This is a genomic window from Haematobacter sp., from assembly GCF_032102465.1.
In the GTDB taxonomy this organism is placed as follows: Bacteria; Pseudomonadota; Alphaproteobacteria; order Rhodobacterales; family Rhodobacteraceae; genus Haematobacter.
On the sequence record NZ_DAMDHB010000016.1, the window covers coordinates 45,450 to 66,795 of the forward strand.

33 protein-coding genes are annotated in these 21,346 nt (G+C 63.6%); all 33 read left to right on the plus strand.

What is annotated here, in order from left to right; translation table 11 throughout:
* Positions 1–10 precede the first annotated feature (10 nt).
* The 33 genes from tuf to RT513_RS11830 all read left to right on the plus strand — a co-directional run bounded on the left by tuf (position 11) and on the right by RT513_RS11830 (position 21,330).
* A complete protein-coding gene (gene tuf, locus RT513_RS11670) occupies positions 11–1,186 on the plus strand; it encodes an elongation factor Tu (protein ID WP_088217013.1) in 1,176 nt (391 codons plus the stop codon).
* Positions 1,187–1,241: 55 nt separating this feature from the next.
* Positions 1,242–1,550: a 30S ribosomal protein S10 gene (gene rpsJ / locus RT513_RS11675; RefSeq protein WP_035714301.1), complete on the plus strand. Its 309-nt coding sequence runs from the start codon at positions 1,242–1,244 to the stop codon at positions 1,548–1,550.
* Positions 1,551–1,563: 13 nt separating this feature from the next.
* A complete protein-coding gene (gene rplC, locus RT513_RS11680) occupies positions 1,564–2,394 on the plus strand; it encodes a 50S ribosomal protein L3 (protein ID WP_035745973.1) in 831 nt (276 codons plus the stop codon).
* On the plus strand, positions 2,391–3,011 hold the full coding sequence (gene rplD, locus RT513_RS11685; RefSeq protein ID WP_088216832.1) for a 50S ribosomal protein L4: 621 nt from the start codon (positions 2,391–2,393) through the stop codon (positions 3,009–3,011). The genes rplC and rplD overlap by 4 nt, the downstream gene beginning before the upstream one ends.
* Positions 3,008–3,304 carry a 50S ribosomal protein L23 gene (locus tag RT513_RS11690; RefSeq protein WP_035714295.1) on the plus strand — a complete coding sequence of 99 codons (297 nt, stop codon included), beginning with the start codon at positions 3,008–3,010 and terminating at the stop codon, positions 3,302–3,304. The genes rplD and RT513_RS11690 overlap by 4 nt, the downstream gene beginning before the upstream one ends.
* Positions 3,305–3,485: 181 nt before the next feature.
* On the plus strand, positions 3,486–4,325 hold the full coding sequence (gene rplB / locus RT513_RS11695) for a 50S ribosomal protein L2 (protein WP_088216833.1): 840 nt from the start codon (positions 3,486–3,488) through the stop codon (positions 4,323–4,325).
* A gap of 3 nt (positions 4,326–4,328) precedes the next feature.
* Entirely contained in the window at positions 4,329–4,607 is a 279-nt protein-coding gene (rpsS, locus tag RT513_RS11700) for a 30S ribosomal protein S19 (RefSeq protein WP_088216834.1), read from the plus strand.
* 3 nt (positions 4,608–4,610) lie between these two features.
* Positions 4,611–4,991, plus strand: coding sequence for a 50S ribosomal protein L22 (rplV, locus tag RT513_RS11705; protein ID WP_290688495.1), 381 nt, complete (start codon positions 4,611–4,613; stop codon positions 4,989–4,991).
* Positions 4,991–5,707 (plus strand): 30S ribosomal protein S3, encoded by a 717-nt coding sequence (rpsC, locus tag RT513_RS11710; protein WP_088216836.1) that lies wholly within the window; start codon positions 4,991–4,993, stop codon positions 5,705–5,707. The genes rplV and rpsC overlap by 1 nt, the downstream gene beginning before the upstream one ends.
* A 13-nt stretch (positions 5,708–5,720) precedes the next feature.
* Positions 5,721–6,134 carry a 50S ribosomal protein L16 gene (rplP, locus tag RT513_RS11715; protein WP_088216837.1) on the plus strand — a complete coding sequence of 138 codons (414 nt, stop codon included), beginning with the start codon at positions 5,721–5,723 and terminating at the stop codon, positions 6,132–6,134.
* Positions 6,135–6,199: 65 nt separating this feature from the next.
* Positions 6,200–6,949, plus strand: a complete 750-nt coding sequence (locus tag RT513_RS11720) for an alpha/beta fold hydrolase (RefSeq protein ID WP_290688491.1) — start codon at positions 6,200–6,202, stop codon at positions 6,947–6,949.
* Between the two features lie 148 nt (positions 6,950–7,097).
* Positions 7,098–7,301: a 50S ribosomal protein L29 gene (gene rpmC / locus RT513_RS11725; protein WP_035745966.1), complete on the plus strand. Its 204-nt coding sequence runs from the start codon at positions 7,098–7,100 to the stop codon at positions 7,299–7,301.
* 10 nt (positions 7,302–7,311) lie between these two features.
* On the plus strand, positions 7,312–7,551 hold the full coding sequence (gene rpsQ, locus RT513_RS11730; protein ID WP_035714277.1) for a 30S ribosomal protein S17: 240 nt from the start codon (positions 7,312–7,314) through the stop codon (positions 7,549–7,551).
* Between the two features lie 64 nt (positions 7,552–7,615).
* Complete coding sequence (rplN, locus tag RT513_RS11735) at positions 7,616–7,984, plus strand: 50S ribosomal protein L14 (RefSeq protein ID WP_035714274.1); 369 nt, start codon at positions 7,616–7,618, stop codon at positions 7,982–7,984.
* On the plus strand, positions 7,984–8,289 hold the full coding sequence (gene rplX / locus RT513_RS11740; protein ID WP_035714272.1) for a 50S ribosomal protein L24: 306 nt from the start codon (positions 7,984–7,986) through the stop codon (positions 8,287–8,289). The genes rplN and rplX overlap by 1 nt, the downstream gene beginning before the upstream one ends.
* Positions 8,289–8,849 carry a 50S ribosomal protein L5 gene (gene rplE / locus RT513_RS11745; protein ID WP_088216839.1) on the plus strand — a complete coding sequence of 187 codons (561 nt, stop codon included), beginning with the start codon at positions 8,289–8,291 and terminating at the stop codon, positions 8,847–8,849. The genes rplX and rplE overlap by 1 nt, the downstream gene beginning before the upstream one ends.
* 22 nt (positions 8,850–8,871) lie before the next feature.
* On the plus strand, positions 8,872–9,177 hold the full coding sequence (gene rpsN / locus RT513_RS11750; protein WP_035714268.1) for a 30S ribosomal protein S14: 306 nt from the start codon (positions 8,872–8,874) through the stop codon (positions 9,175–9,177).
* Positions 9,178–9,187: 10 nt separating this feature from the next.
* Positions 9,188–9,586, plus strand: a complete 399-nt coding sequence (gene rpsH / locus RT513_RS11755) for a 30S ribosomal protein S8 (RefSeq protein WP_035714266.1) — start codon at positions 9,188–9,190, stop codon at positions 9,584–9,586.
* Between the two features lie 10 nt (positions 9,587–9,596).
* Positions 9,597–10,130, plus strand: a complete 534-nt coding sequence (rplF, locus tag RT513_RS11760) for a 50S ribosomal protein L6 (RefSeq protein WP_035745961.1) — start codon at positions 9,597–9,599, stop codon at positions 10,128–10,130.
* Between the two features lie 11 nt (positions 10,131–10,141).
* A complete protein-coding gene (gene rplR / locus RT513_RS11765; protein ID WP_290688482.1) occupies positions 10,142–10,501 on the plus strand; it encodes a 50S ribosomal protein L18 in 360 nt (119 codons plus the stop codon).
* Positions 10,502–10,687: 186 nt separating this feature from the next.
* A complete protein-coding gene (rpsE, locus tag RT513_RS11770) occupies positions 10,688–11,242 on the plus strand; it encodes a 30S ribosomal protein S5 (RefSeq protein WP_035714260.1) in 555 nt (184 codons plus the stop codon).
* A gap of 11 nt (positions 11,243–11,253) precedes the next feature.
* Complete coding sequence (gene rpmD / locus RT513_RS11775) at positions 11,254–11,442, plus strand: 50S ribosomal protein L30 (RefSeq protein ID WP_035745958.1); 189 nt, start codon at positions 11,254–11,256, stop codon at positions 11,440–11,442.
* Between the two features lie 234 nt (positions 11,443–11,676).
* Positions 11,677–12,147, plus strand: a complete 471-nt coding sequence (gene rplO / locus RT513_RS11780; protein ID WP_290688479.1) for a 50S ribosomal protein L15 — start codon at positions 11,677–11,679, stop codon at positions 12,145–12,147.
* A gap of 121 nt (positions 12,148–12,268) precedes the next feature.
* Positions 12,269–13,636 (plus strand): preprotein translocase subunit SecY, encoded by a 1,368-nt coding sequence (secY, locus tag RT513_RS11785; protein ID WP_088216842.1) that lies wholly within the window; start codon positions 12,269–12,271, stop codon positions 13,634–13,636.
* A complete protein-coding gene (locus RT513_RS11790; protein WP_290688476.1) occupies positions 13,633–14,280 on the plus strand; it encodes an adenylate kinase in 648 nt (215 codons plus the stop codon). The genes secY and RT513_RS11790 overlap by 4 nt, the downstream gene beginning before the upstream one ends.
* A 197-nt stretch (positions 14,281–14,477) precedes the next feature.
* Positions 14,478–14,846 (plus strand): 30S ribosomal protein S13, encoded by a 369-nt coding sequence (gene rpsM, locus RT513_RS11795; RefSeq protein ID WP_035745954.1) that lies wholly within the window; start codon positions 14,478–14,480, stop codon positions 14,844–14,846.
* 12 nt (positions 14,847–14,858) lie between these two features.
* Positions 14,859–15,248, plus strand: a complete 390-nt coding sequence (gene rpsK, locus RT513_RS11800) for a 30S ribosomal protein S11 (RefSeq protein ID WP_035714246.1) — start codon at positions 14,859–14,861, stop codon at positions 15,246–15,248.
* A 121-nt stretch (positions 15,249–15,369) separates the two neighbouring features.
* Positions 15,370–16,386, plus strand: a complete 1,017-nt coding sequence (locus tag RT513_RS11805; RefSeq protein ID WP_290688472.1) for a DNA-directed RNA polymerase subunit alpha — start codon at positions 15,370–15,372, stop codon at positions 16,384–16,386.
* 128 nt (positions 16,387–16,514) lie between these two features.
* Positions 16,515–16,934: a 50S ribosomal protein L17 gene (gene rplQ / locus RT513_RS11810; protein WP_035714241.1), complete on the plus strand. Its 420-nt coding sequence runs from the start codon at positions 16,515–16,517 to the stop codon at positions 16,932–16,934.
* A 333-nt stretch (positions 16,935–17,267) separates the two neighbouring features.
* On the plus strand, positions 17,268–17,876 hold the full coding sequence (locus tag RT513_RS11815) for a helix-turn-helix transcriptional regulator (RefSeq protein ID WP_088216844.1): 609 nt from the start codon (positions 17,268–17,270) through the stop codon (positions 17,874–17,876).
* 60 nt (positions 17,877–17,936) lie between these two features.
* Positions 17,937–18,524: an acyl-homoserine-lactone synthase gene (locus RT513_RS11820; protein WP_088216845.1), complete on the plus strand. Its 588-nt coding sequence runs from the start codon at positions 17,937–17,939 to the stop codon at positions 18,522–18,524.
* Between the two features lie 109 nt (positions 18,525–18,633).
* On the plus strand, positions 18,634–20,010 hold the full coding sequence (locus RT513_RS11825; RefSeq protein ID WP_290688468.1) for a trypsin-like peptidase domain-containing protein: 1,377 nt from the start codon (positions 18,634–18,636) through the stop codon (positions 20,008–20,010).
* A 3-nt stretch (positions 20,011–20,013) separates the two neighbouring features.
* Positions 20,014–21,330: a replication-associated recombination protein A gene (locus RT513_RS11830; protein WP_088216847.1), complete on the plus strand. Its 1,317-nt coding sequence runs from the start codon at positions 20,014–20,016 to the stop codon at positions 21,328–21,330.
* The last annotated feature ends 16 nt before the right edge of the window (positions 21,331–21,346 follow it).

Genomic DNA, 21,346 nt, shown 5'->3' on the forward strand with positions numbered 1-21,346 from the left:
GGAGGCCATCATGGCAAAGGCAAAGTTTGAACGGACGAAACCGCACGTCAACATTGGCACGATCGGCCACGTTGACCACGGGAAGACGACGCTGACGGCGGCGATCACGAAGTATTTCGGCGACTTCAAGGCCTATGACCAGATCGACGCGGCGCCGGAAGAGAAGGCGCGCGGGATCACGATCTCGACGGCCCACGTGGAATACGAGACGGACGCGCGCCACTATGCGCACGTGGACTGCCCCGGCCACGCGGACTACGTGAAGAACATGATCACGGGTGCGGCGCAGATGGATGGCGCGATCCTGGTGGTGAACGCGGCCGACGGCCCGATGCCGCAGACGCGGGAGCACATCCTGCTCGGCCGTCAGGTGGGCATTCCCTACATGGTCGTTTACCTGAACAAGGTCGACCAGGTTGACGATGCGGAGCTTCTGGAGCTGGTGGAGATGGAAGTGCGCGAGCTTCTGTCGTCCTACGAGTACCCGGGCGACGACATCCCGATCGTGAAGGGCTCGGCGCTTGCGGCGCTGGAAGGCCGCGACAAGGAGATCGGCGAGGATTCGATCCGCGCGCTGCTCGCAGCGGTGGACGCGTACATCCCGACGCCGGAGCGTGCGGTGGACCAGCCGTTCCTGATGCCGATCGAGGACGTGTTCTCGATCTCGGGCCGGGGCACGGTTGTGACGGGTCGTGTGGAACGCGGCGTGATCAACGTGGGTGACGAGGTCGAGATCGTGGGCATCCGCCCGACGAAGAAATCGACCTGCACGGGCGTTGAGATGTTCCGCAAGCTGCTGGACCGCGGGGAAGCCGGCGACAACATCGGGGCGCTGCTGCGCGGCGTTGACCGGGAAGGCGTTGAGCGGGGCCAGGTGCTCTGCAAGCCGGGCTCGGTGAAGCCGCACACGAAGTTCGAGGCGGAAGCCTACATCCTCACGAAAGAGGAAGGGGGCCGTCACACGCCGTTCTTCGCGAACTACCGTCCGCAGTTCTACTTCCGGACCACGGACGTGACCGGGACCGTCAAGCTGCCGGAAGGCACGGAGATGGTGATGCCGGGCGACAACCTGAAGTTCGAGGTCGAGCTGATCGCGCCGATCGCCATGGAAGAGAAGCTCCGCTTCGCCATCCGTGAAGGCGGCCGCACCGTCGGCGCCGGCGTCGTCTCCAAGATCATCGAGTAATCGAAAGGCTGAGGGCGGGGCTCCGCCCCACGCCCGCAACCCTGAGGGAATGAAAATGCAAGGTACGAACATCCGTATCCGGCTGAAGGCCTTCGATTACCGCGTCCTGGATGCCTCGACGCAGGAAATCGTGAACACGGCCAAACGGACCGGCGCAACGGTACGGGGCCCGATCCCGCTGCCGAACAAGATCGAGAAGTTCACGGTTCTCCGTGGGCCCCATATCGACAAGAAATCCCGCGATCAGTGGGAGATCCGCACGCACAAGCGGCTCCTCGACATCGTGGACCCGACCCCGCAGACGGTGGACGCGCTGATGAAGCTCGACCTCGCCGCCGGCGTGGACGTCGAGATCAAGGTTTGAGGGAGCACGAAAGATGCGCTCTGGAGTGATCGCAAAGAAGCTGGGCATGACCCGGCTGTTCCTGGAGGACGGGAAGCAGGTTCCGGTGACGGTTCTGCAACTCGATGGTCTTCAGGTCGTGGCGCAGCGCACCGCTGACAAGGACGGCTACACCGCCGTTCAGCTCGGCGCGGGCGCGGCCAAGGCGAAACGCACGACCGCTGCGATGCGGGGCCATTTCGCGAAAGCGAACGTGGCGCCGAAGCGCAAGGTGGCCGAATTCCGCGTGAGCCCCGACAACCTGATCGAGGTTGGCGAGGAAATCACGGCTGACCACTACTTCGCGGGTCAGTTCGTGGACATCGCCGGCACCTCTATCGGCAAGGGTTTTGCCGGTGCGATGAAGCGGCACAACTTCGGTGGTCTGCGCGCCTCGCACGGTGTGTCGATCAGCCACCGTTCGCACGGGTCGACCGGCCAGTGCCAGGACCCCGGCAAGGTGTTCAAGGGCAAGAAGATGGCTGGCCATCTTGGGGCCGTCCGGGTGACGACGCAGAACCTGCAGGTCATCAGGACCGACAGCGAGCGTGGTCTCATCATGGTCAAGGGCGCCGTGCCTGGTTCGGCTGGCGGCTGGGTCACGGTGAAGGACGCGGTCAAGAAGCCGGTGCCGGAGAATGTCATTCTCCCGGCCGCGCTGAAGTCGCATGCCGAGGCCGCGCGCCGCGCTGCCGAGGAAGCTGCCGCTGCGGCGGCTGCCGAAGAGGAAGCCGCCCGTCTGGCCGCGGCCGAGGCTGAACAGGCTGCCATCGAGGCGGCCGAGATCGAAGCCAAGGCCTCTGACTCGAAGGGGAACGAGGAATGAAACTCGACGTGATCAAGCTGGACGCCGGGTCCGCCGGGTCGATCGATCTCGCCGACGAGATCTTCGGCCTCGAGCCCCGCGCCGACATCCTTCACCGGGTGGTGAACTGGCAGCGGGCGAAGGCCCAGGCCGGCACCCACTCGGTGCTGGGCAAATCCGACGTGTCGTATTCGACGAAGAAGATCTATCGCCAGAAGGGCACCGGCGGCGCACGCCACGGCTCCCGCAAGGCGCCGATCTTCCGTCACGGTGGTGTCTACAAGGGCCCGACGCCCCGCAGCCACGCCTTCGACCTGCCGAAGAAATTCCGCGCGCTTGGCCTCAAGCACGCGCTTTCGGCGAAGGCGAAGGATGGCAAGCTGGTGGTGATCGACTCCGCGGAACTGGTGGAAGCCAAGACCGCGCAACTCGCCAAGGCCGCGAAGGATCTCGGCTGGAAGCGCGTGCTCATCATCGACGGCGCAGAGGTCAACGAGAACTTCGCCAAGGCGGCGCGGAACATCGAAGGCATCGATATCCTGCCGACCATCGGGGCGAACGTCTATGACATCCTGAAGCGTGACACGCTCGTGATCACGAAGGCGGGTGTCGAAGCTCTGGAGGCTCGCCTGAAATGAGCGTGAAACCCGAACACTACGACGTGATTCGCAAGCCGATCATCACCGAGAAGGCGACCCTCGCCTCCGAGGCGAATGCGGTGGTCTTCGAGGTGCGGCGCGACGCGTCCAAGCCCGAGATCAAGGAAGCCGTCGAGACGGTCTTCGGCGTCAAGGTGAAGGCGGTGAACACCACCATCACCAAAGGCAAGGTCAAGAAGTTCCGCGGCCGCACCGGCGTCCGCTCGGACATCAAGAAGGCCTATGTGACGCTGGAAGAAGGCAACACGATCGACGTTTCCACTGGCCTCTGAGCCGGGCGTCTGATACGTAGCCGCACGAATCTCGTGGCCCCGGACTCTTCCGGGGCCACGCGCTTTCAGCAGAAGCGCTGCTTTCATTGCCGAAAGTGCACTCAGCGGGGATCTTCGGAGCCCTATAACCTCCGGGCCACGGCATTCGGCCGCGCCCGCAAGCAGACGGAAGACAGAAAGCATGGCACTCAAGTCGTATAAGCCGACGACGCCTGGCCAGCGTGGGCTGGTTCTGATCGACCGTTCGGAGCTTTGGAAAGGACGCCCCGTCAAGTCTCTCACCGAGGGTCTGACGAAGAACGGCGGCCGGAACAACACCGGACGGATCACGATGCGCCGCAAGGGCGGGGGCGCGAAGCGTCTCTATCGTATCGTGGACTTCAAGCGGACGAAGTTCGATGTGGCGGCTGTCGTCGAGCGGATCGAATATGACCCGAACCGCACCGCGTTCATCGCGCTCGTCAAATATGAAGACGGCGAACAGGCCTACATCCTCGCGCCCCAGCGTCTTGCCGTGGGTGACAAGGTCGTGGCCGGCGCCAAGACCGATGTGAAGCCGGGCAACGCGATGCCGTTCTCCGGCATGCCGCTCGGCACGATCGTGCACAACGTCGAACTGAAGCCCGGCAAGGGCGGTCAGATCGCACGCGCCGCCGGCACCTATGCCCAGTTCGTCGGCCGGGACGGCGGCTATGCCCAGATCCGCCTCTCCTCGGGCGAGCTGCGCATGGTCCGTCAGGAATGCATGGCCACCGTTGGCGCCGTGTCGAACCCTGACAACTCGAACCAAAACCTCGGTAAAGCCGGTCGGAACCGCCACCTCGGCATCCGTCCGTCGGTCCGCGGTGTTGCGATGAACCCGATCGACCACCCGCATGGTGGTGGTGAGGGCCGCACCTCCGGTGGCCGGACCCCGGTTACCCCGTGGGGCAAGGACACCAAGGGCAAGAAGACCCGCAGCAACAAGGCGACGGACAAATATATCGTCCGGTCGCGGCATGCGAAGAAAAAGGGGCGCTGAGCCATGTCACGTTCTCTCTGGAAAGGCCCCTTCGTCGACGCCTATGTGCTTCGCAAGGCGGAAAAGTCCCGCGAGTCCGGGCGGTCGGAAGTCATCAAGATCTGGTCGCGTCGTTCGACCATTCTTCCCCAGTTCGTGGGGCTGACCTTCGGTGTCTACAATGGTCAGAAACACATCCCGGTGAACGTCACCGAGGAGATGATCGGCCAGAAATTCGGTGAATACTCGCCGACGCGGACCTATTACGGTCACGCGGCCGACAAGAAAGCCAAAAGGAAGTAAGCCATGGGTCAGGAAAAGAATCCGCGCCGCGTGGCGGAAAATGAGGCGATGGCGAAGCTGCGCATGCTTCGCACCTCGCCGCAGAAACTGAATCTCGTCGCGGCGCTCATTCGCGGCAAGAAGGTGGACAAGGCTCTGGCCGACCTCACCTTCTCGCACAAGCGCATCGCCATCGACGTGCGGAAGTGCCTTCAGTCGGCCATCGCCAACGCCGAGAACAACCACGGGCTCGACGTGGACGAACTGGTCGTCGCGGAAGCCTTCGTCGGCAAGAACATGGTCCTGAAACGCGGTCGCCCGCGCGCCCGTGGCCGGTTCGGCAAGATCGTGAATCCGTTTTCCGAGCTGACCATCAAGGTGCGGCAAGTCGAGGAGCAAGCGTAATGGGTCAGAAGGTCAACCCGATTGGGATGCGCCTCCAGGTCAACCGCACCTGGGACAGCCGCTGGTTCGCTGACACCAAGGACTACGGCAACCTGCTTCTTGAAGACATCAGGATGCGGGAATTCATCCACAAGGAATGCAAGGCTGCCGGCATCTCCAAGGTGGTGATCGAGCGTCCGCACAAGAAGTGCCGCGTCACGATCTACACCGCGCGTCCGGGCGTCATCATCGGCAAGAAGGGCGCCGACATCGAGGTTCTTCGCAAGAAGCTCTCGAAGTTCACCGCGTCCGAACTGCACCTCAACATCGTTGAAGTGCGCAAGCCGGAGCTTGATGCGCAACTGGTGGCCGAGTCGATCGCCCAGCAGATGGAGCGTCGCGTGTCCTTCCGTCGCGCCATGAAGCGCGCCGTGCAGAACGCGATGCGCATGGGTGCCTTGGGCATCCGCGTGAACGTCGGGGGCCGTCTTGGCGGCGCCGAGATCGCACGGACCGAATGGTACCGCGAGGGCCGCGTGCCGCTGCATACGCTGCGCGCCGATATCGACTATGCGACGTCCGAAGCCACGACGCCTTACGGCATCATCGGGGTGAAGGTGTGGATCTTCAAAGGCGAGATCATGGAGCACGACCCGCAGGCGCACGACCGCCGCGCGATCGAGTCCCAGGATGGTCCCGCCCCGCGTGGTCCGCGCCGTGAGCGTGGCGACCGCTGAGGAGTAGAACGAGATGCTGCAACCTAAACGGACAAAGTTCCGCAAACAGCACAAGGGCCGTATCCACGGCGAGGCGAAGGGCGGCTTCCTGCTGAACTTCGGCTCCTTCGGCCTGAAAGCGACCGAGCCGGAGCGGGTCACCGCCCGCCAGATCGAAGCGGCCCGCCGCGCGATCACCCGCCATATGAAACGTCAGGGCCGGGTCTGGATCCGGATTTTCCCGGACGTTCCGGTCACCTCGAAGCCGACCGAAGTGCGGATGGGTAAAGGCAAGGGCTCCGTCGATTTCTGGGCCGCCCGCGTTAAACCCGGCCGGATCATGTTCGAGATCGACGGCGTGAACGAGACGATCGCCCGCGAGGCGCTCCGCCTCGGCGCGATGAAGCTCCCGGTCACGACCCGCGTCATCGCCCGCGAAGACTGGTAAGACTTCGCCACTGCATTAAGTGAAGGGCCTCCCCGAGCGGGGGGCCTTTTGCATTGGGGGGGCTGATGGAACATCGGGTGTCATCCGGCGGGGCGCTCCTGCATATCGCAGAGCGCGGTGCTCCTGAGGGAAGGGCGATGCTGTTCCTTCACGGGGGTCTCGGCGCGCTGCGGGAGATGGCGCCTCTGGCGGCGGAATTCCCAAAGGCGCGGTGTTTGCTGATGGATACGCGCGGACATGGCGCGTCCTCGCTGGGGCAGGGCAGGCTCACCTATCAGCGCCTTGCCGACGATGCCGCGGCGGTGATCTCGGCGCTTGGGCTGGAGCGACCCCTGGTCATCGGGCATAGCGATGGTGGGGTGATCGCATTGGAGCTCGCGGCTCGCGGACTGTCGCTGGCGGGGGTTGTGAGCATCGGCGGCAGTGTCGCGCCGCCTCCGCCAGAGGCCGCGGCGAAGTTTTTCCTGCCGCTCACCGCAGAATTCTGGCGCAACCGCTTCCCGGAAGATGTCGCCAGCTATGAGGCGGAAAACCCCACGCCCGATTTCGAGCGGCTCTTCGATCTGGTCAAGGCGTTGTGGCTGGACGGTGGTCCGGGGAATTACCCGGTGGGCATCGAGCGGATCGCGCTGCCGGTGCTGATCCTGAACGGCGACGCGGACGAACTCGTCTCCCGGCAGGAGACGGTTGCCCTCGCCGAGGCGATACCTGGTGCGGCGTTGGCGTTGATCCCTTATGCCGGGCACATGGTGCATATGGAGCAGCCGGGGCTCGTCGCGCACGCCATCCGGGCGATGCTGGACCGGCTGGCATAACTTTTCCTTGCCCCCACCGCCTTCTTCCTGTAGGAAGCCGCATCCGCGAGTCCGGGGTTCCCGGAATCGTCGGTACCTCATTGATCCACCGGGTTGCAGGTCACCCTTGCAGAAGGGGCCGTCCGGTGATTGTGAAAGGAAAAAGGCGATGAGCGCCCAAGAACTCAGCAGCAAGACCCCGGACCAACTCCGGGACGAGCTGGTCGCACTGAAGAAGGAGGCGTTCAACCTCCGTTTCCAGAAGGCGACCGGCCAGCTCGAAAACACCGCCCGCATCCGGCAGGTCCGCCGTGACGCCGCGCGCGTGAAGACCATTCTGAACCAGAAAGCCGCTGCTGCGGCGGCGAACTGAGGATCACGAGATGCCCAAACGTATCCTGCAAGGCACCGTCACCTCTGACAAGAACGATCAGACGATCACCGTCCTGGTCGAGCGCCGCTTCACGCACCCCGTGATGAAGAAGACGGTTCGGAAGTCGAAGAAATACCGCGCCCATGACGCGGAGAACCAGTTCAAGGTCGGCGACAGCGTTCGTATCGAGGAATGCGCGCCGATTTCGAAGACGAAACGCTGGACGGTCGTGAGCGACGCTCAGGCCTGAGCCAGATACATCGAAACCCTGGGGCGGCGGCTGATAACCGTCCCCAAAGGTCGGGAGTAACCCAATGATCCAGATGCAGACCAATCTGGATGTCGCTGACAACTCCGGCGCTCGCCGGGTGCAGTGCATCAAGGTTCTGGGCGGCTCGCATCGGCGGTATGCCTCCGTGGGCGACATCATCGTGGTGTCGGTCAAGGAAGCCATTCCGCGCGGTCGCGTGAAGAAAGGTGACGTTCGCAAGGCCGTCGTCGTTCGCACCGCCAAGGAAGTCCGCCGTGAAGACGGCACCTCCATCCGTTTTGACCGCAATGCGGCCGTCATCCTGAACAACCAGGGTGAACCGGTCGGTACGCGTATCTTCGGGCCGGTGGTGCGTGAGCTTCGCGCGAAGAACTTCATGAAAATCATCAGCCTCGCGCCGGAGGTGCTGTGATGGCCGCCAAGCTGAAAAAGGGCGACAAGGTCGTCGTGCTCACCGGCAAGGACAAGGGCAAACAGGGTGAGATCACCCAGGTTCTCCCCAAAGAGAACAAGGCCGTTGTCGATGGCGTGAACATCGTCATCCGCCACACCCGCCAGTCGCAGGCAAGCCAGGGCGGACGGATCCCGAAAGCGGCTCCGATCCAACTCTCCAACCTCGCGCTGCTGGACACCAACGGCAAGGCTACCCGCGTCGGCTTCCGCTTCGAAGACGGCAAGAAGGTGCGCTTCGCCAAGACCACCGGGGAGGCGATCTGATGCTTGACGCTGCGAACTACACCCCGCGCCTCAAGACGCTCTACAAGGAAACGGTGCGTGCCGCTCTGAAGGAGGAATTCTCCTACAAGAACGACATGCAGATCCCTCGGCTCGACAAGATCGTGCTGAACATGGGCGTCGGCGAAGCCGTCAAGGACACCAAGAAGGTCAAGCAGGCCGCCGAGGAGCTGTCGCTCATCGCCGGTCAGAAGGCTGTCATCACGCATGCCAAGAAGTCGATCGCCGGCTTCCGCGTCCGTGAGGAAATGCCGCTCGGCACCAAGGTGACCCTCCGTGGCGACCGGATGTACGAATTCCTCGACCGCCTGATCACGATCGCGCTTCCCCGCGTTCGCGACTTCCGCGGCGTGAAGGGTTCGTCCTTCGACGGCCGTGGCAACTACGCCATGGGCCTGAAGGAGCACATCGTGTTCCCCGAGATCAACTTCGACAAGGTCGATGAGGTTCTCGGCATGGACATCATCATCTGCACCACCGCGGCGACCGACGCGGAAGCGAAGGCGCTGCTGAAGCAATTCAGCATGCCCTTCAACAGCTGATCGCGCGAGGAGACTGAAACACATGGCCAAGAAATCCATGGTCGAACGTCAGAAGAAGCGCGAGAAGCTGGTGGCGCAATACGCCTCCAAGCGCGCGGCTCTGAAGACCGTCATCGCCAATGAGGAGCTGCCGATGGAGCAGCGCTTCAAGGCTTCGCTGAAACTTGCGGAACTTCCGCGCAACTCCTCGGCCACGCGGCTTCACAACCGCTGCCAGCTGACGGGTCGCCCGAAGGCCTACTACCGCAAGCTGAAAATGTCCCGGATCATGCTCCGCGAACTGGCCTCCTTCGGCCAGATCCCGGGCATGGTGAAATCGAGCTGGTAAGGAGGTCGCGATGTCTGTGAACGATCCTATCGGCGATATGCTGACCCGTATCCGCAACGCGCAGATGCGTGGCAAATCCACCGTCAGCACGCCTGCCTCCAAGCTCCGCGCCTGGGTGCTCGACGTGCTCCGCGACGAGGGCTACATCCGGGGTTACGAGCGCGCGACGACCGAAAAAGGTCTCGACGAGCTGGTGATCAGCCTGAAGTACTTCGAGGGCACCCCGGTCATCCGCGAACTGAAGCGGGTGTCGAAGCCGGGTCGGCGGGTGTACATGGCGGTGAACGATCTGCCGTCTCCGCGTAATGGCCTCGGCGTGTCGATCGTCTCGACGCCCAAGGGCGTGATGTCGGATACGGCTGCGCGCACCGCCAATGTTGGCGGCGAAGTGCTCTGCACTGTGTTCTGAGGAGTAGGCAATGTCTCGTATTGGGAAAAAACCGGTCGAGCTGCCGAAGGGGGTTACCGCCTCCGTTTCCGGTCAGACGATCGAAGTGAAGGGCCCGAAGGGCACGCGCAGCTTCACCGCGACCGACGATGTGTCGATCACGGTCGAAGACAACTTGGTGAAAGTCCAGCCGCGCGGCCTGTCCAAGCGGGCGCGCGCGCAGTGGGGCATGTCCCGCACGATGGTGTCGAACCTCGTGCAGGGCGTGACCACGGGCTTCAAGAAGGAACTGGAAATCAACGGCGTGGGTTACCGCGCCGCGATGACCGGCAACGTCCTGAAGCTCTCGCTGGGCTACAGCCACGAAGTGAACTTCGAAGTGCCGCAAGGCGTGACGATCACCGCTCCGAAACAGACGGAGATCGTTGTCGAAGGCATGGATCAGCAGCTCGTCGGTCAGGTCGCGGCCAATATCCGCGAATGGCGTTCCCCGGAGCCCTACAAGGGCAAGGGGATCAAGTACAAAGACGAGTACATCTTCCGTAAGGAAGGCAAGAAGAAGTAAGGACGCAACAGATGGCGAACACAAAGCGAGAGCTGTTCCTGAAGCGCCGCCTGCGCGTCCGGAACAAACTGCGGGCCCAGGCCAATGGGCGTCTGCGCCTGTCGGTCCACCGCTCGTCGAAGAACATCAGCGTTCAGCTGATCGACGACGTGAAGGGCGTGACCGTGGCGGCTGCCTCGACCCTCGAAAAGGATCTGGGGCTCTTCGGCAAGAACAACGTCGAAGCGGCAGGCAAGATCGGTGCGACGATTGCCGAGCGGGCCAAGAAAGCCGGTGTGGAAGAAGTTTACTTCGACCGCGGCGGTTTCCTGTTCCACGGCAAGATCAAGGCGCTTGCCGACGCGGCCCGTGAGGGCGGCCTGAAGTTCTGATGTCGTCTCCCGCCACCGCGGGAGGGACCGGAAATGGTACGCCGTGCCTTCAGGGCACGGCGTATGTCTGACGGAAGTGAAGGCGGCGCCTGACGCGTCGCCTCGATGATCCGGAGATGCGGCCCGCCGCACCGACCTGGATTGAATCAGCCGGGCCATCATGCCCCCTGAAAGAAGGAATGCCGTATGGCAGAACGTGAGAACCGCCGGGATCGTCGCGAACGCGAGGAAAACCCGGAATTCGCCGACCGTCTGGTCGCGATCAACCGTGTGTCCAAGACCGTCAAAGGGGGCAAGCGCTTCGGCTTCGCCGCTCTCGTGGTGGTCGGCGACCAGCGGGGCCGTGTCGGCTTCGGCAAGGGCAAGGCCAAGGAAGTGCCGGAAGCCATCCGCAAGGCCACCGAGCAGGCGAAACGCAGCCTGATCCGCGTGCCGCTGCGCGAAGGCCGCACCCTGCACCATGACATCGAGGGCCGTCACGGCGCTGGCAAGGTCGTGATGCGGACCGCCGCTCCGGGTACCGGGATCATCGCGGGCGGGCCGATGCGCGCCGTGTTCGAGATGCTGGGCCTCCAGGATGTCGTGGCGAAGTCGCTGGGGTCGCAAAACCCCTACAACATGATCCGGGCCACCATCGACGGTCTGCAGAAGGAAGCCAGCCCCCGTTCGGTCGCGCAGCGTCGCGGCAAGAAAGTGGGCGACATCCTGAAGCGCGCCGAAGCCGAAGCGGCAGAAGCGTAAGGAGCGGAACAATGGCGAAAACCATCGTTGTGAAGCAGATCGGCTCCCCGATCCGCCGTCCGGCCAGCCAGCAGCGTACGCTGATCGGGCTTGGCCTCAACAAGATGCACCGCACCCGTGAGCTGGAGGATACGCCCTCCATCCGCGGCATGGTGAACTCGATCCCGCACCTCGTGCAGATCGTCGAAGAAAAGGGCTGACCTCAGTCGTCAGCCGCCAGAACGCCCCGGTCGCAGGACCGGGGCGTTCTGCTTTTGGGGCCGGCCGGTGCCGTTGCGGGTGAACAATCCCGCGGCGGAAGCGCGAAGTGCCTTGATCCACCCCTTCGCAACCGGTATATGCCGCCGGTGGTCCGTGATGGGCCTTTTCTGAATCACCCATATGCCGTGTTCGCCCAAGTCGCTTCGGGGGCGATTCCGGTAAGGAGAAGCGATATGAAACTGAACGAACTCCGCGACAACGAAGGCGCGGCCCGCAAGAAGAAACGCGTCGCGCGTGGTCCCGGCTCCGGCAAGGGCAAGACCGCCGGTCGCGGTATCAAGGGTCAGAAATCCCGCTCGGGCGTTGCGCTGAACGGCTACGAGGGTGGCCAGATGCCGCTCTACCGGCGCCTGCCGAAGCGGGGCTTCACCAAGCCGAATGCGAAGGCCTACGCGGTCGTCAACCTCGGCCTGATCCAGAAATTCGTTGATGCCGGCAAGCTCGACGCCGCGCAGCCGATCACGGAAGACGTCCTCGTGACCTCCGGTCTGGTGCGCCGCAAGCTCGACGGTATCCGGGTTCTGGCGAAGGGCGACGTGACGGCGAAACTCGCGCTCGAAGTGTCCGGCGCGTCCCAATCGGCCATCGAGGCGGTTGAGAAAGCCGGCGGCTCCCTGAAAGTTGCTGTCGCCGCCGCCGAATAAGGCGTTGTATGCGGCGCCCGCGCCGCATACACCTGCGACGAGCTTTTCCGCGCCGCCGGACCGGTCAACGGGCCGGCGGCGCTGTCCATGAAAGAGACGTGGTCTCGGAAAGAGTCTGGGCATGGCATCTGCTGCTGAGCAAATGGCCGCGAACCTGAGCTGGGGAACCCTCGGCAAGGCGACCGACCTGCGCCACCGCATCTTCTTCACCATCGGGTTGCTGATCGTTTACCGGCTCGGCACCTACATCCCCGTTCCGGGCATTGACGCAGCAGCGCTGCGCAATTTCATGGAGCAGGCGCAGACCGGGCTGGGTGGCATCCTGACGATGTTCACCGGCGGCGCGCTCGGGCGGATGGGGGTCTTTGCGCTCGGCATCATGCCCTATATCTCCGCCTCCATCATCGTGCAGCTTCTCGTCGCGATGATCCCCTCTCTTCAGGGCCTGAAGAAAGAGGGAGAGGCGGGACGGAAGAAGATCAACCAATACACCCGCTACGGCACCGTCGCGCTGGCGATCTTTCAGGCCTGGGGCCTGGCGGTCAGCCTTGAGGCGGGGGGTCTTGTCGCCGATCCGGGGATGTTCTTCCGTGTGGCCTGCGTGATCACGCTGGTCGGAGGCACGATGTTCCTGATGTGGCTGGGTGAGCAGATCACCGCACGCGGCATCGGAAACGGTATCTCGCTCATCATCTTCGTCGGCATCATCGCCGAGGTTCCCGCGGCGCTCGCGCGGTTCCTGAGCCAGGGGCGCTCCGGTGCGGTCTCGCCTGCCGTGATCATCGGCGTGCTGCTGATGGTCGTGCTGGTCGTCGCCTTCGTGGTGTTCATGGAACGAGCGCTTCGCAAGATCCACATCCAGTATCCGCGCCGTCAGGTGGGGATGAAGGTCTATGACGGCGGCTCCTCGCACCTGCCGATCAAGGTGAACCCGGCGGGCGTCATCCCGGCGATCTTCGCCTCCTCGCTGCTGCTGCTGCCGACGACGATCGCCACCTTCTCCGGCGGGCAGACCGGACCGGTTATGTCGTGGCTGCTGGCCTACTTCGGGCCGGGTCAGCCTCTCTACATGCTGTTCTTCGCGGCGATGATCGTGTTCTTCGCTTACTTCTATACAGCGAACGTCGCCTTCAAGACGGACGATGTCGCCGACAATCTGAAGAACCAGAACGGCTTCATTCCGGGCATCCGGCCCGGCAAGAAGACCGAGGAATATCTGAACTACGTGGTGAACCGGATCCTTGTGCTCGGCTCGGCCTATCTCGTGGCCGTGGTCCTGCTGCCGGAGATCCTGAGGTTCCAGATGGGTATCCCCTTCTACTTCGGCGGCACGTCCGTGCTGATTGTCGTCTCGGTGACCATGGACACGATCTCTCAGGTCCAGTCGCACCTGTTGGCGCACCAGTATGAAGGGCTGATCGAGAAGAGCCAGTTGCGCGGCAAAAGACGCAACGGCGCGGCGCGTAAAGGGGGAACGATCCGGCGATGAACGTCATACTGCTAGGGCCGCCGGGGGCGGGGAAGGGCACTCAGGCCCGCCGTCTCGTGGAGGAGCGTGGCATGGTCCAGCTTTCGACCGGGGATATGCTGCGGGAAGCGCGGCACTCTGGGACGGAAATGGGCCGCAAGGTCGCCGAAGTCATGGACAGTGGCCAGCTCGTGACCGATGAGATCGTGATCGGTCTTATCGAGGAGCGGATCACTGGCACCGAAGGCTCCGGGTTCATCTTCGACGGTTTCCCTCGGACGCTGCCGCAGGCCAATGCGCTTGGCGCGATGCTCGACCGCGTGGGGCAGTCCCTCGACGCGGTGATCGAGATGCAGGTGGATGACGCGGCGCTGGTGTCGCGGATCACCGGCCGGTTCACCTGCGGCAATTGCGGAGAAGTGTATCACGACGTCACCAAGCCCACGAAAGTGGCCGGCGTCTGCGATGTCTGCGGCTCCACCGATCTTCGTCGCCGGGCCGATGACAACGAGGCGAGCCTGACCAAGCGGTTGATGGAGTACTATAAGAAGACCTCGCCGCTGATCGGGTACTACTACGCCAAGGAGATGCTCTCTCCCGTCGATGGCCTTGATGAGCCGGAAGCAGTTTCCGAAGCGGTCCGCAAGGTGCTTGACAAGGGCTAAACTGCCATTGACGCCTCTTGACCTCAGGCGTCAAAGCCCATAGATCACAGCCTCTCGCAAGAGAATCGTCCTGACGGGCGGGCTTCGGTCTGCTCCGCCCTCGGGTCAGAGCGTGTGGGGATCGGTTCAGACCGCAAAACCCGCGTTGTGAAAAAAGGTTCCGGCATTACGGAACCGCAACAGAAAAGGAAGCCCTAGTGGCACGTATTGCTGGTGTAAACATCCCCACGGGTAAGCGCGTTCCGATCGCGCTGACCTATATCCACGGTATCGGCCCGAAGATCGCCGATGAAGTCGTGCAGGCCGTCGGCATCGACCCGTCGCGCCGCGTGAATGATCTTTCCGACGCCGAAGTGCTTGCGATCCGCGAATACATCGACGCCAACCTGACCGTCGAAGGCGATCTGCGCCGCGAAGTTCAGATGAACATCAAGCGTCTGATGGATCTCGGTGCCTACCGCGGCCTGCGCCATCGTCGCAACCTCCCGGTCCGCGGTCAGCGGACGCACACCAACGCCCGCACCCGCAAGGGCCCGGCGAAGCCGATCGCCGGCAAGAAGAAGTAAGGGGAGGGTATCATGGCTCGCGACAAGACCCGTATCAAGCGCAAGGAGCGCAAGAACATCGCCGCTGGCGTTGCTCACGTGAACTCCTCGTTCAACAACACCAAGATCCTGATCTCCGACGTGCAGGGCAATGCGATCGCCTGGTCGTCCGCCGGCACGATGGGCTTCAAGGGCTCGCGGAAATCCACGCCCTATGCGGCGCAGATGGCTGCGGAAGACGCTGGCCGCAAGGCGCAGGAACATGGCGTCCGCACCCTGGAAGTCGAAGTGCAAGGCCCCGGCTCCGGCCGTGAATCGGCGCTCCGCGCGCTGGCCGCCGTCGGGTTCAACATCACCTCGATCCGCGATGTGACGCCGCTCGCGCACAACGGCTGCCGTCCGCCGAAGCGCCGCCGGGTCTGAGGAACCGAAAATTCTGCTCGGGTCGCGCGAAAATTCGCGCGGCCCGAGTGCGTCATTCTGAACCTCGGGCGTTCTGCGGCAACCGGTTCATGCGCCGCGGGACAGGTATGGAGGCAATTGCATGATCCACAAGAACTGGCAGGAACTCATCAAGCCGACCCAACTCGAGGTCAAGGCTGGCCCCGACGCCTCCCGTCAGGCGACGGTGGTTGCCGAGCCGCTGGAGCGTGGGTTCGGTCTGACCCTCGGCAACGCGCTGCGTCGTGTGTTGATGTCCTCGCTTCAGGGTGCTGCGATCACCGCGATCCAGATCGACAACGTGCTGCACGAGTTCTCCTCGATCTCGGGCGTGCGGGAGGATGTCACGGACATCGTCCTCAACCTGAAGGGCGTCGCGCTTAAGATGGAAGTGGAAGGGCCGAAGCGCCTGACCATCTCCGCCAAGGGTCCGGGCATCGTGACCGGCGGCGACATCTCCGAATCGAACGGCATCGAGGTGCTGAACAAGGAGCATGTCATCTGCCATCTGGACGACGGCGCGAACCTGTTCATGGAACTGACCGTGAACACGGGCAAGGGCTATGTCGCGGCGGACAAGAACCGGCCGGAAGACGCGCCGATCGGGCTCATTCCGATCGATGCGATCTACTCGCCGGTGAAGAAGGTGGCCTATGAGGTCACGCCTACCCGCGAGGGTCAGGTGCTTGACTATGACAAGCTGACCATGAAGATCGAAACGGATGGCTCCGTCACGCCGGACGATGCGGTGGCTTTCGCCGCGCGGATCCTGCAGGACCAGCTCACCGTCTTCGTCAACTTCGAAGAGCCGGAATCGGCCACGCGTCAGGATGCGGAAGACGGGCTGGAGTTCAACCCGCTGCTGCTGAAGAAGGTGGACGAACTCGAACTGTCGGTCCGCTCGGCCAACTGCCTGAAGAACGACAACATCGTCTATATCGGCGACCTGATCCAGAAGACGGAAGCTGAGATGCTTCGGACGCCGAACTTCGGCCGCAAGTCGCTCAACGAGATCAAGGAAGTGCTGTCCGTCATGGGTCTGCACCTCGGCATGGAAGTCGAGGACTGGCCGCCGGAAAACATCGAAGACCTCGCCAAGCGGTTTGAAGATCAGTTCTGATTGACCTTTGCGGGGCGTTTCGCTAGAGGCGCCCCGAATGCCCGGACTGCCGGGGAAATCATGGGCAATTCCGCCCCAAGGAGAGCGCGGTTCGCATCCGCGCCGGACAAAGCAAAAGGAGTAAGACCATGCGTCACGCCCGCGGATACCGCCGCCTGAACCGCACGCACGAGCACCGCAAGGCGCTCTTCGCCAACATGTCCGGCTCGCTCATCGAGCACGAGCAGATCAAGACGACGCTTCCGAAAGCCAAGGAACTGCGTCCGATCATCGAGAAGCTCATCACGCTCGCCAAGCGTGGGGATCTGCACGCCCGCCGCCAGGCTGCCGCGCAGCTCAAGCAAGACGCTTATGTCGCGAAACTGTTCGACGTGCTTGGTCCGCGCTACAAAGAGCGCCAGGGCGGCTACGTCCGTATCATGAAGGCGGGCTTCCGCTACGGTGACATGGCGCCGATGGCGATCATCGAATTCGTCGATCGCGATCCCGCTGCCAAGGGCGCTGCCGACAAGGCGCGCGTCGAGGCAGAGTTCGCCGACGCCGAATAATATCGGCTCTTCTCAAGAATTAAGGTACCCCGCCGTCGAGCGGGGTATTTTCTTTTTTACTCAGTCTATTAATTATTGATATGCATCATTCGCATATGAAGAGATATCTGAGACCTGTGTTGTGATCTGTTCTATCAGTTCGTCGAGATCCAACTCTTCCATCGGCGTTGCCCCGATGAATTCGAGAAGATCGAAACGGTCATTCGCGGGAAGGCGCATGAGTTTTGCAAAGAGGTCTGGGCTTATGGATCGCATTGAAACACCTTTCGACCGGTGGTCGATGGATCCACAATTTAAAGTTGACGGCGCAGGGGGCAACTTGTCTAAAAAGACATGTCCTTGACGGTAGGCCTCGAGCTCGAACTTCGCAATCTCGCCCGCCTTGCGCCGGTGGGGTATTACGTCGCGCTGCACATCAGATTCGGCGCACCCATGCTCATGTTCCGTACCTTTCCGCAGGACTGGACGGATCGGTACACGGAGCAGGCCTATACGCTGCGGGATCCGCTTGTCGCCTGGGGGTTTTCAACCGAAGGCACGACGCGGTGGAGCGAGATCACCATCGATCCGTTCGGCATCATGGCGGAAGCGGCGCGTTATGGCCTTGGTTTCGGCGCCTGCGTCGCCTGTGGGCCCATAAGCTCGCGGACAATCGCCGGTATCGCACGGAACGATCGAGAGTTCACGGATGCAGAGATCGCGAAGGCGGCCGAACTGGTGAGCCATATCCATGCGATCACCGAGCCGCCGGAAAGTCTCACCCCCGCTCAGATAGAAGCCCTGCGCCTCATCGCCGCCGGAGACCGCCATGCGGCGGCGGCGGCGAAGCTGAACATCTCCGAAAGCGCCTTGAAAGCGCGGTTGAATTCCGCCCGCCAGCGCCTGTTGGCGCGCACCACGGCCGAGGCGATTCAGCGCGCGAAGGATTACAGGCTGCTCTAGGAAGGCAACGGGTCGTCGCCGCGGGTTCGGATTTCTTTACCCCAACCCACGGAGACGACCATGCAGATCACCACGCTTTCCTTTGAGAACCTGCACAAACACGGCGAACTGTTCGCAAATCTGCTGCGCGCCCGCCACCAGTCCTTCATCGTCCAGAACAAATGGAACCTGCCCGAAGCCATGGGCATGGAATATGACCAATACGATACCCCGGCCTCCCGCTGGATCGCCATTCACGATCTGGGACGGGTGGTGGGCGGCATGCGCCTGACCCCGACCACGGCGAAATGCGGCATCTACAGCTACATGATCCGCGACGCGCAGCGCGGATTGCTGGGGTCCATACCCTCTGACCTGCTCTATCACGAAGCCCCTGTGGATCCGCATGTCTGGGAGGTGTCGCGCGGTTTCGTCTGCCACACAGTGCCGATGGCGGCACGGCGCCGGGTCCATGCGCTGATGGTGGCGGGCATGAACCGCGCCGCGCGAGAGCTGGGGGCCACGAGGACCATCGGGCTTTTGTCGTCGAGCTGGCCGCGTTGGGCCGCGCGCTGCGCCCTGGACATGGAGGCGGCCGGTCCTGCCAGCATGATCGACGGGGTCGAGAACCAGTGTATCTTCATCAACTTCGCCGGCAAGCTGCATTGAGGCGCGGGAGCATCGGGTGGGGGCGGGCGCTGGCCAACGGGCCGCTGCGCCGCGTTGAACCTGCCCGCCCGCTGCTCCATATCAAGCTCCTCAGCCCGGAGATTGCCCGATGCGCATGATTGCTGCCCCGTTCGCCCTGTTGCTCGCCGTCCAGCCGCTCGCGGCACAGACGGTTCCGGCGAGTCCGGCGGAAATCACGATGAGCTTCGCGCCGGTGGTCAAGGCCACGACCCCCTCGGTCGTGAATATCTATACGCAGCGGGTCGTCTCCCAGCGGGAGACGCCTTTCGGAATCGATCCGTTCTTTGCCGACATCTTCCGCAACTTCGGGCGGGAGGTACCGCGTGTGCAGAGTTCACTGGGGTCCGGTGTGATTCTGACGGCGGACGGGATCATCGTGTCGAACTTCCACGTCGTGAAGGAGGCCAGCCAGATCCGCGTCGTGCTGACCGACCGGCGGGAGTTCGATGCGGAAGTGCTGCTGGCGGATGAGGAGACCGACCTCGCCGTGCTGAGGCTGAAGGAAGCGAGCGGCCTTCCCGCACTCGCGCTCCGCGACTCCGATGAGGTGGAGGTGGGGGAGCTTGTGCTGGCCATCGGCAATCCGTTCGGCGTCGGGCAGACGGTGTCCAGCGGCATCGTCTCCGGTCTCGCCCGCTCCAACCTCGGCATCGGCGGGGGGCGGGGCTATTTCATTCAGACCGACGCACCGATCAATCCCGGCAACTCCGGGGGCGCGCTGGTGGACGTGGCGGGGCGGCTCGTTGGGATAAACACGGCGATTCTCAGCCCCTCCGGTGCGTCGAGCGGCATCGGTTTCGCGATTCCCGCCAATCTGGTGCACGCGGTCGTCACGCAGGCGGAAGCGGGGCGGACCCGGTTCGAACGCCCTTGGGCCGGGATCGCCGGGCAGGCGGTGGATGCGGGTATGGCGGAGAGCTTTGGACAGAGCGCGCCCCAGGGCCTGGCCATTCTGGATTTCGCCCCCGGCAGCCCTTTCGCAGAGGCTGGCCTGTCCACGGGGGACGTGATCCTTCAGCTTGACGGCGTGCCGGTCAACACGCCGGCCGAAATGATTTTCCGTATGTCCGTGCGGGGTGTGGGCGCGGAGACGGAGGTCACCTATCTCCATCAGGATCGACAGGAGACGACCCGCGTCCGGCTGATCCCGCCGCCGGATACCCCGGCGCGGGAGGTGGTCGCCCTCACCAGCGGGCCGTTTCAAGGCTATACGGTCGCCAATCTCAACCCCGCCGTGACGAGTGAGATGGCGCTTCCCGACGGGCTTGCCGGCGTGGTCATCACCGATGTCGGGCAGCAGACACTCGGTCTCGGGCTGCGCCCCGGCGACATCGTACGCAGCGTGAATGGGACACAGATCGCGACGACCGCCGATCTGCGCGCTGCCAATGCGGAGCGGGTGAGCCGCTGGCAGATCGAATATGAGCGGGAGGGGCGGCGCGCGCTCCTCCGCTTTCGGAGCTGAGGGATGAGCGACCTGTTCGACACCCCGGAGACGCCGGCGGCGGCAACCTCGGCTCCGCGCCCGCTGGCCGACCGGCTACGGCCCCGCGAGATTTCGGAGGTCATCGGGCAGGGGGCGCTGCTGGCGCCGGAGGGGCCGCTCGGCGCGATGCTGGCCTCCGGCAGCCTGTCCTCCCTGATCCTGTGGGGGCCGCCCGGCGTTGGCAAGACGACCATCGCGCGGCTGCTGGCGGATGCGACGGAGATGGCCTTCGTTCAGATCAGCGCGATCTTCAGCGGTGTGCCGGAGCTTCGCAAGGTGTTCGAGGCCGCTAAGCTTCGCCGCCAGAACGGGCAGGGGACGCTGCTGTTCGTTGACGAGATCCACCGCTTCAACAAGGCGCAGCAGGACAGCTTCCTCCCTTATATGGAGGATGGCACGATCCTGCTTGTCGGAGCCACGACGGAGAACCCGTCCTTCGAGCTGAACGCGGCGCTGCTGTCACGGGCGCAGGTCATGGTGCTGGAGCGGCTGACACTGGCCGATCTGGAGCGCCTCGCCCAGCGGGCGGAGAAGGAACTGGGCCGCCCGCTGCCACTCCGCCCGGAGGCGCGGGATGCCCTGCTGGAGATGGCGGATGGCGACGGCCGCGCCTTGCTGAACCTGATCGAGCAGGTCATGGCCTGGCGGGTCAAGGAACCGCTCGATCCCGGCCAGCTCGGCCAGCGGCTGATGCGGCGGGCGGCGAAATACGACAAGTCGGGTGACGAGCATTACAACCTGATCTCCGCGCTGCACAAATCCGTCCGGGGATCGGACCCGGATGCCGCGCTCTACTGGTTCGGGCGGATGCTGGAGGGCGGGGAGGATCCGCGCTACCTCGCCCGCCGCATCACCCGGATGGCGGTGGAGGATATCGGCCTTGCCGACCCGCAGGCGCAGACGGTCTGCCTTCATGCGTGGGAAATCTATGAGCGTCTGGGCTCGCCGGAGGGGGAACTGGCGCTAGCGCAGGCGCTCGTCTATCTCGCGCTCGCCCCCAAGTCGAACGCGGGTTACGTGGCCTACAAGGAGGCGCGCGGCCTCGCCCGCAAGACCGGCTCCGAACCGCCGCCCAAGCATATCCTGAACGCCCCGACCCGGCTGATGAAGGAGCAGGGCTATGGCGCGGGCTATGCCTATGACCACGATCAGGAGGATGCCTTCTCCGGCCAGAACTACTTCCCCGACGGCGTACGGCGTCCCGTGCTCTATCAGCCGGTGGAGCGGGGCTACGAACGGGAGTTGAAGAAGCGGCTGGAGTATTTCGCCCGCCTGCGCGAGAAGCGCGGAGAAGGTTGATACCGGCTGAAGGTTG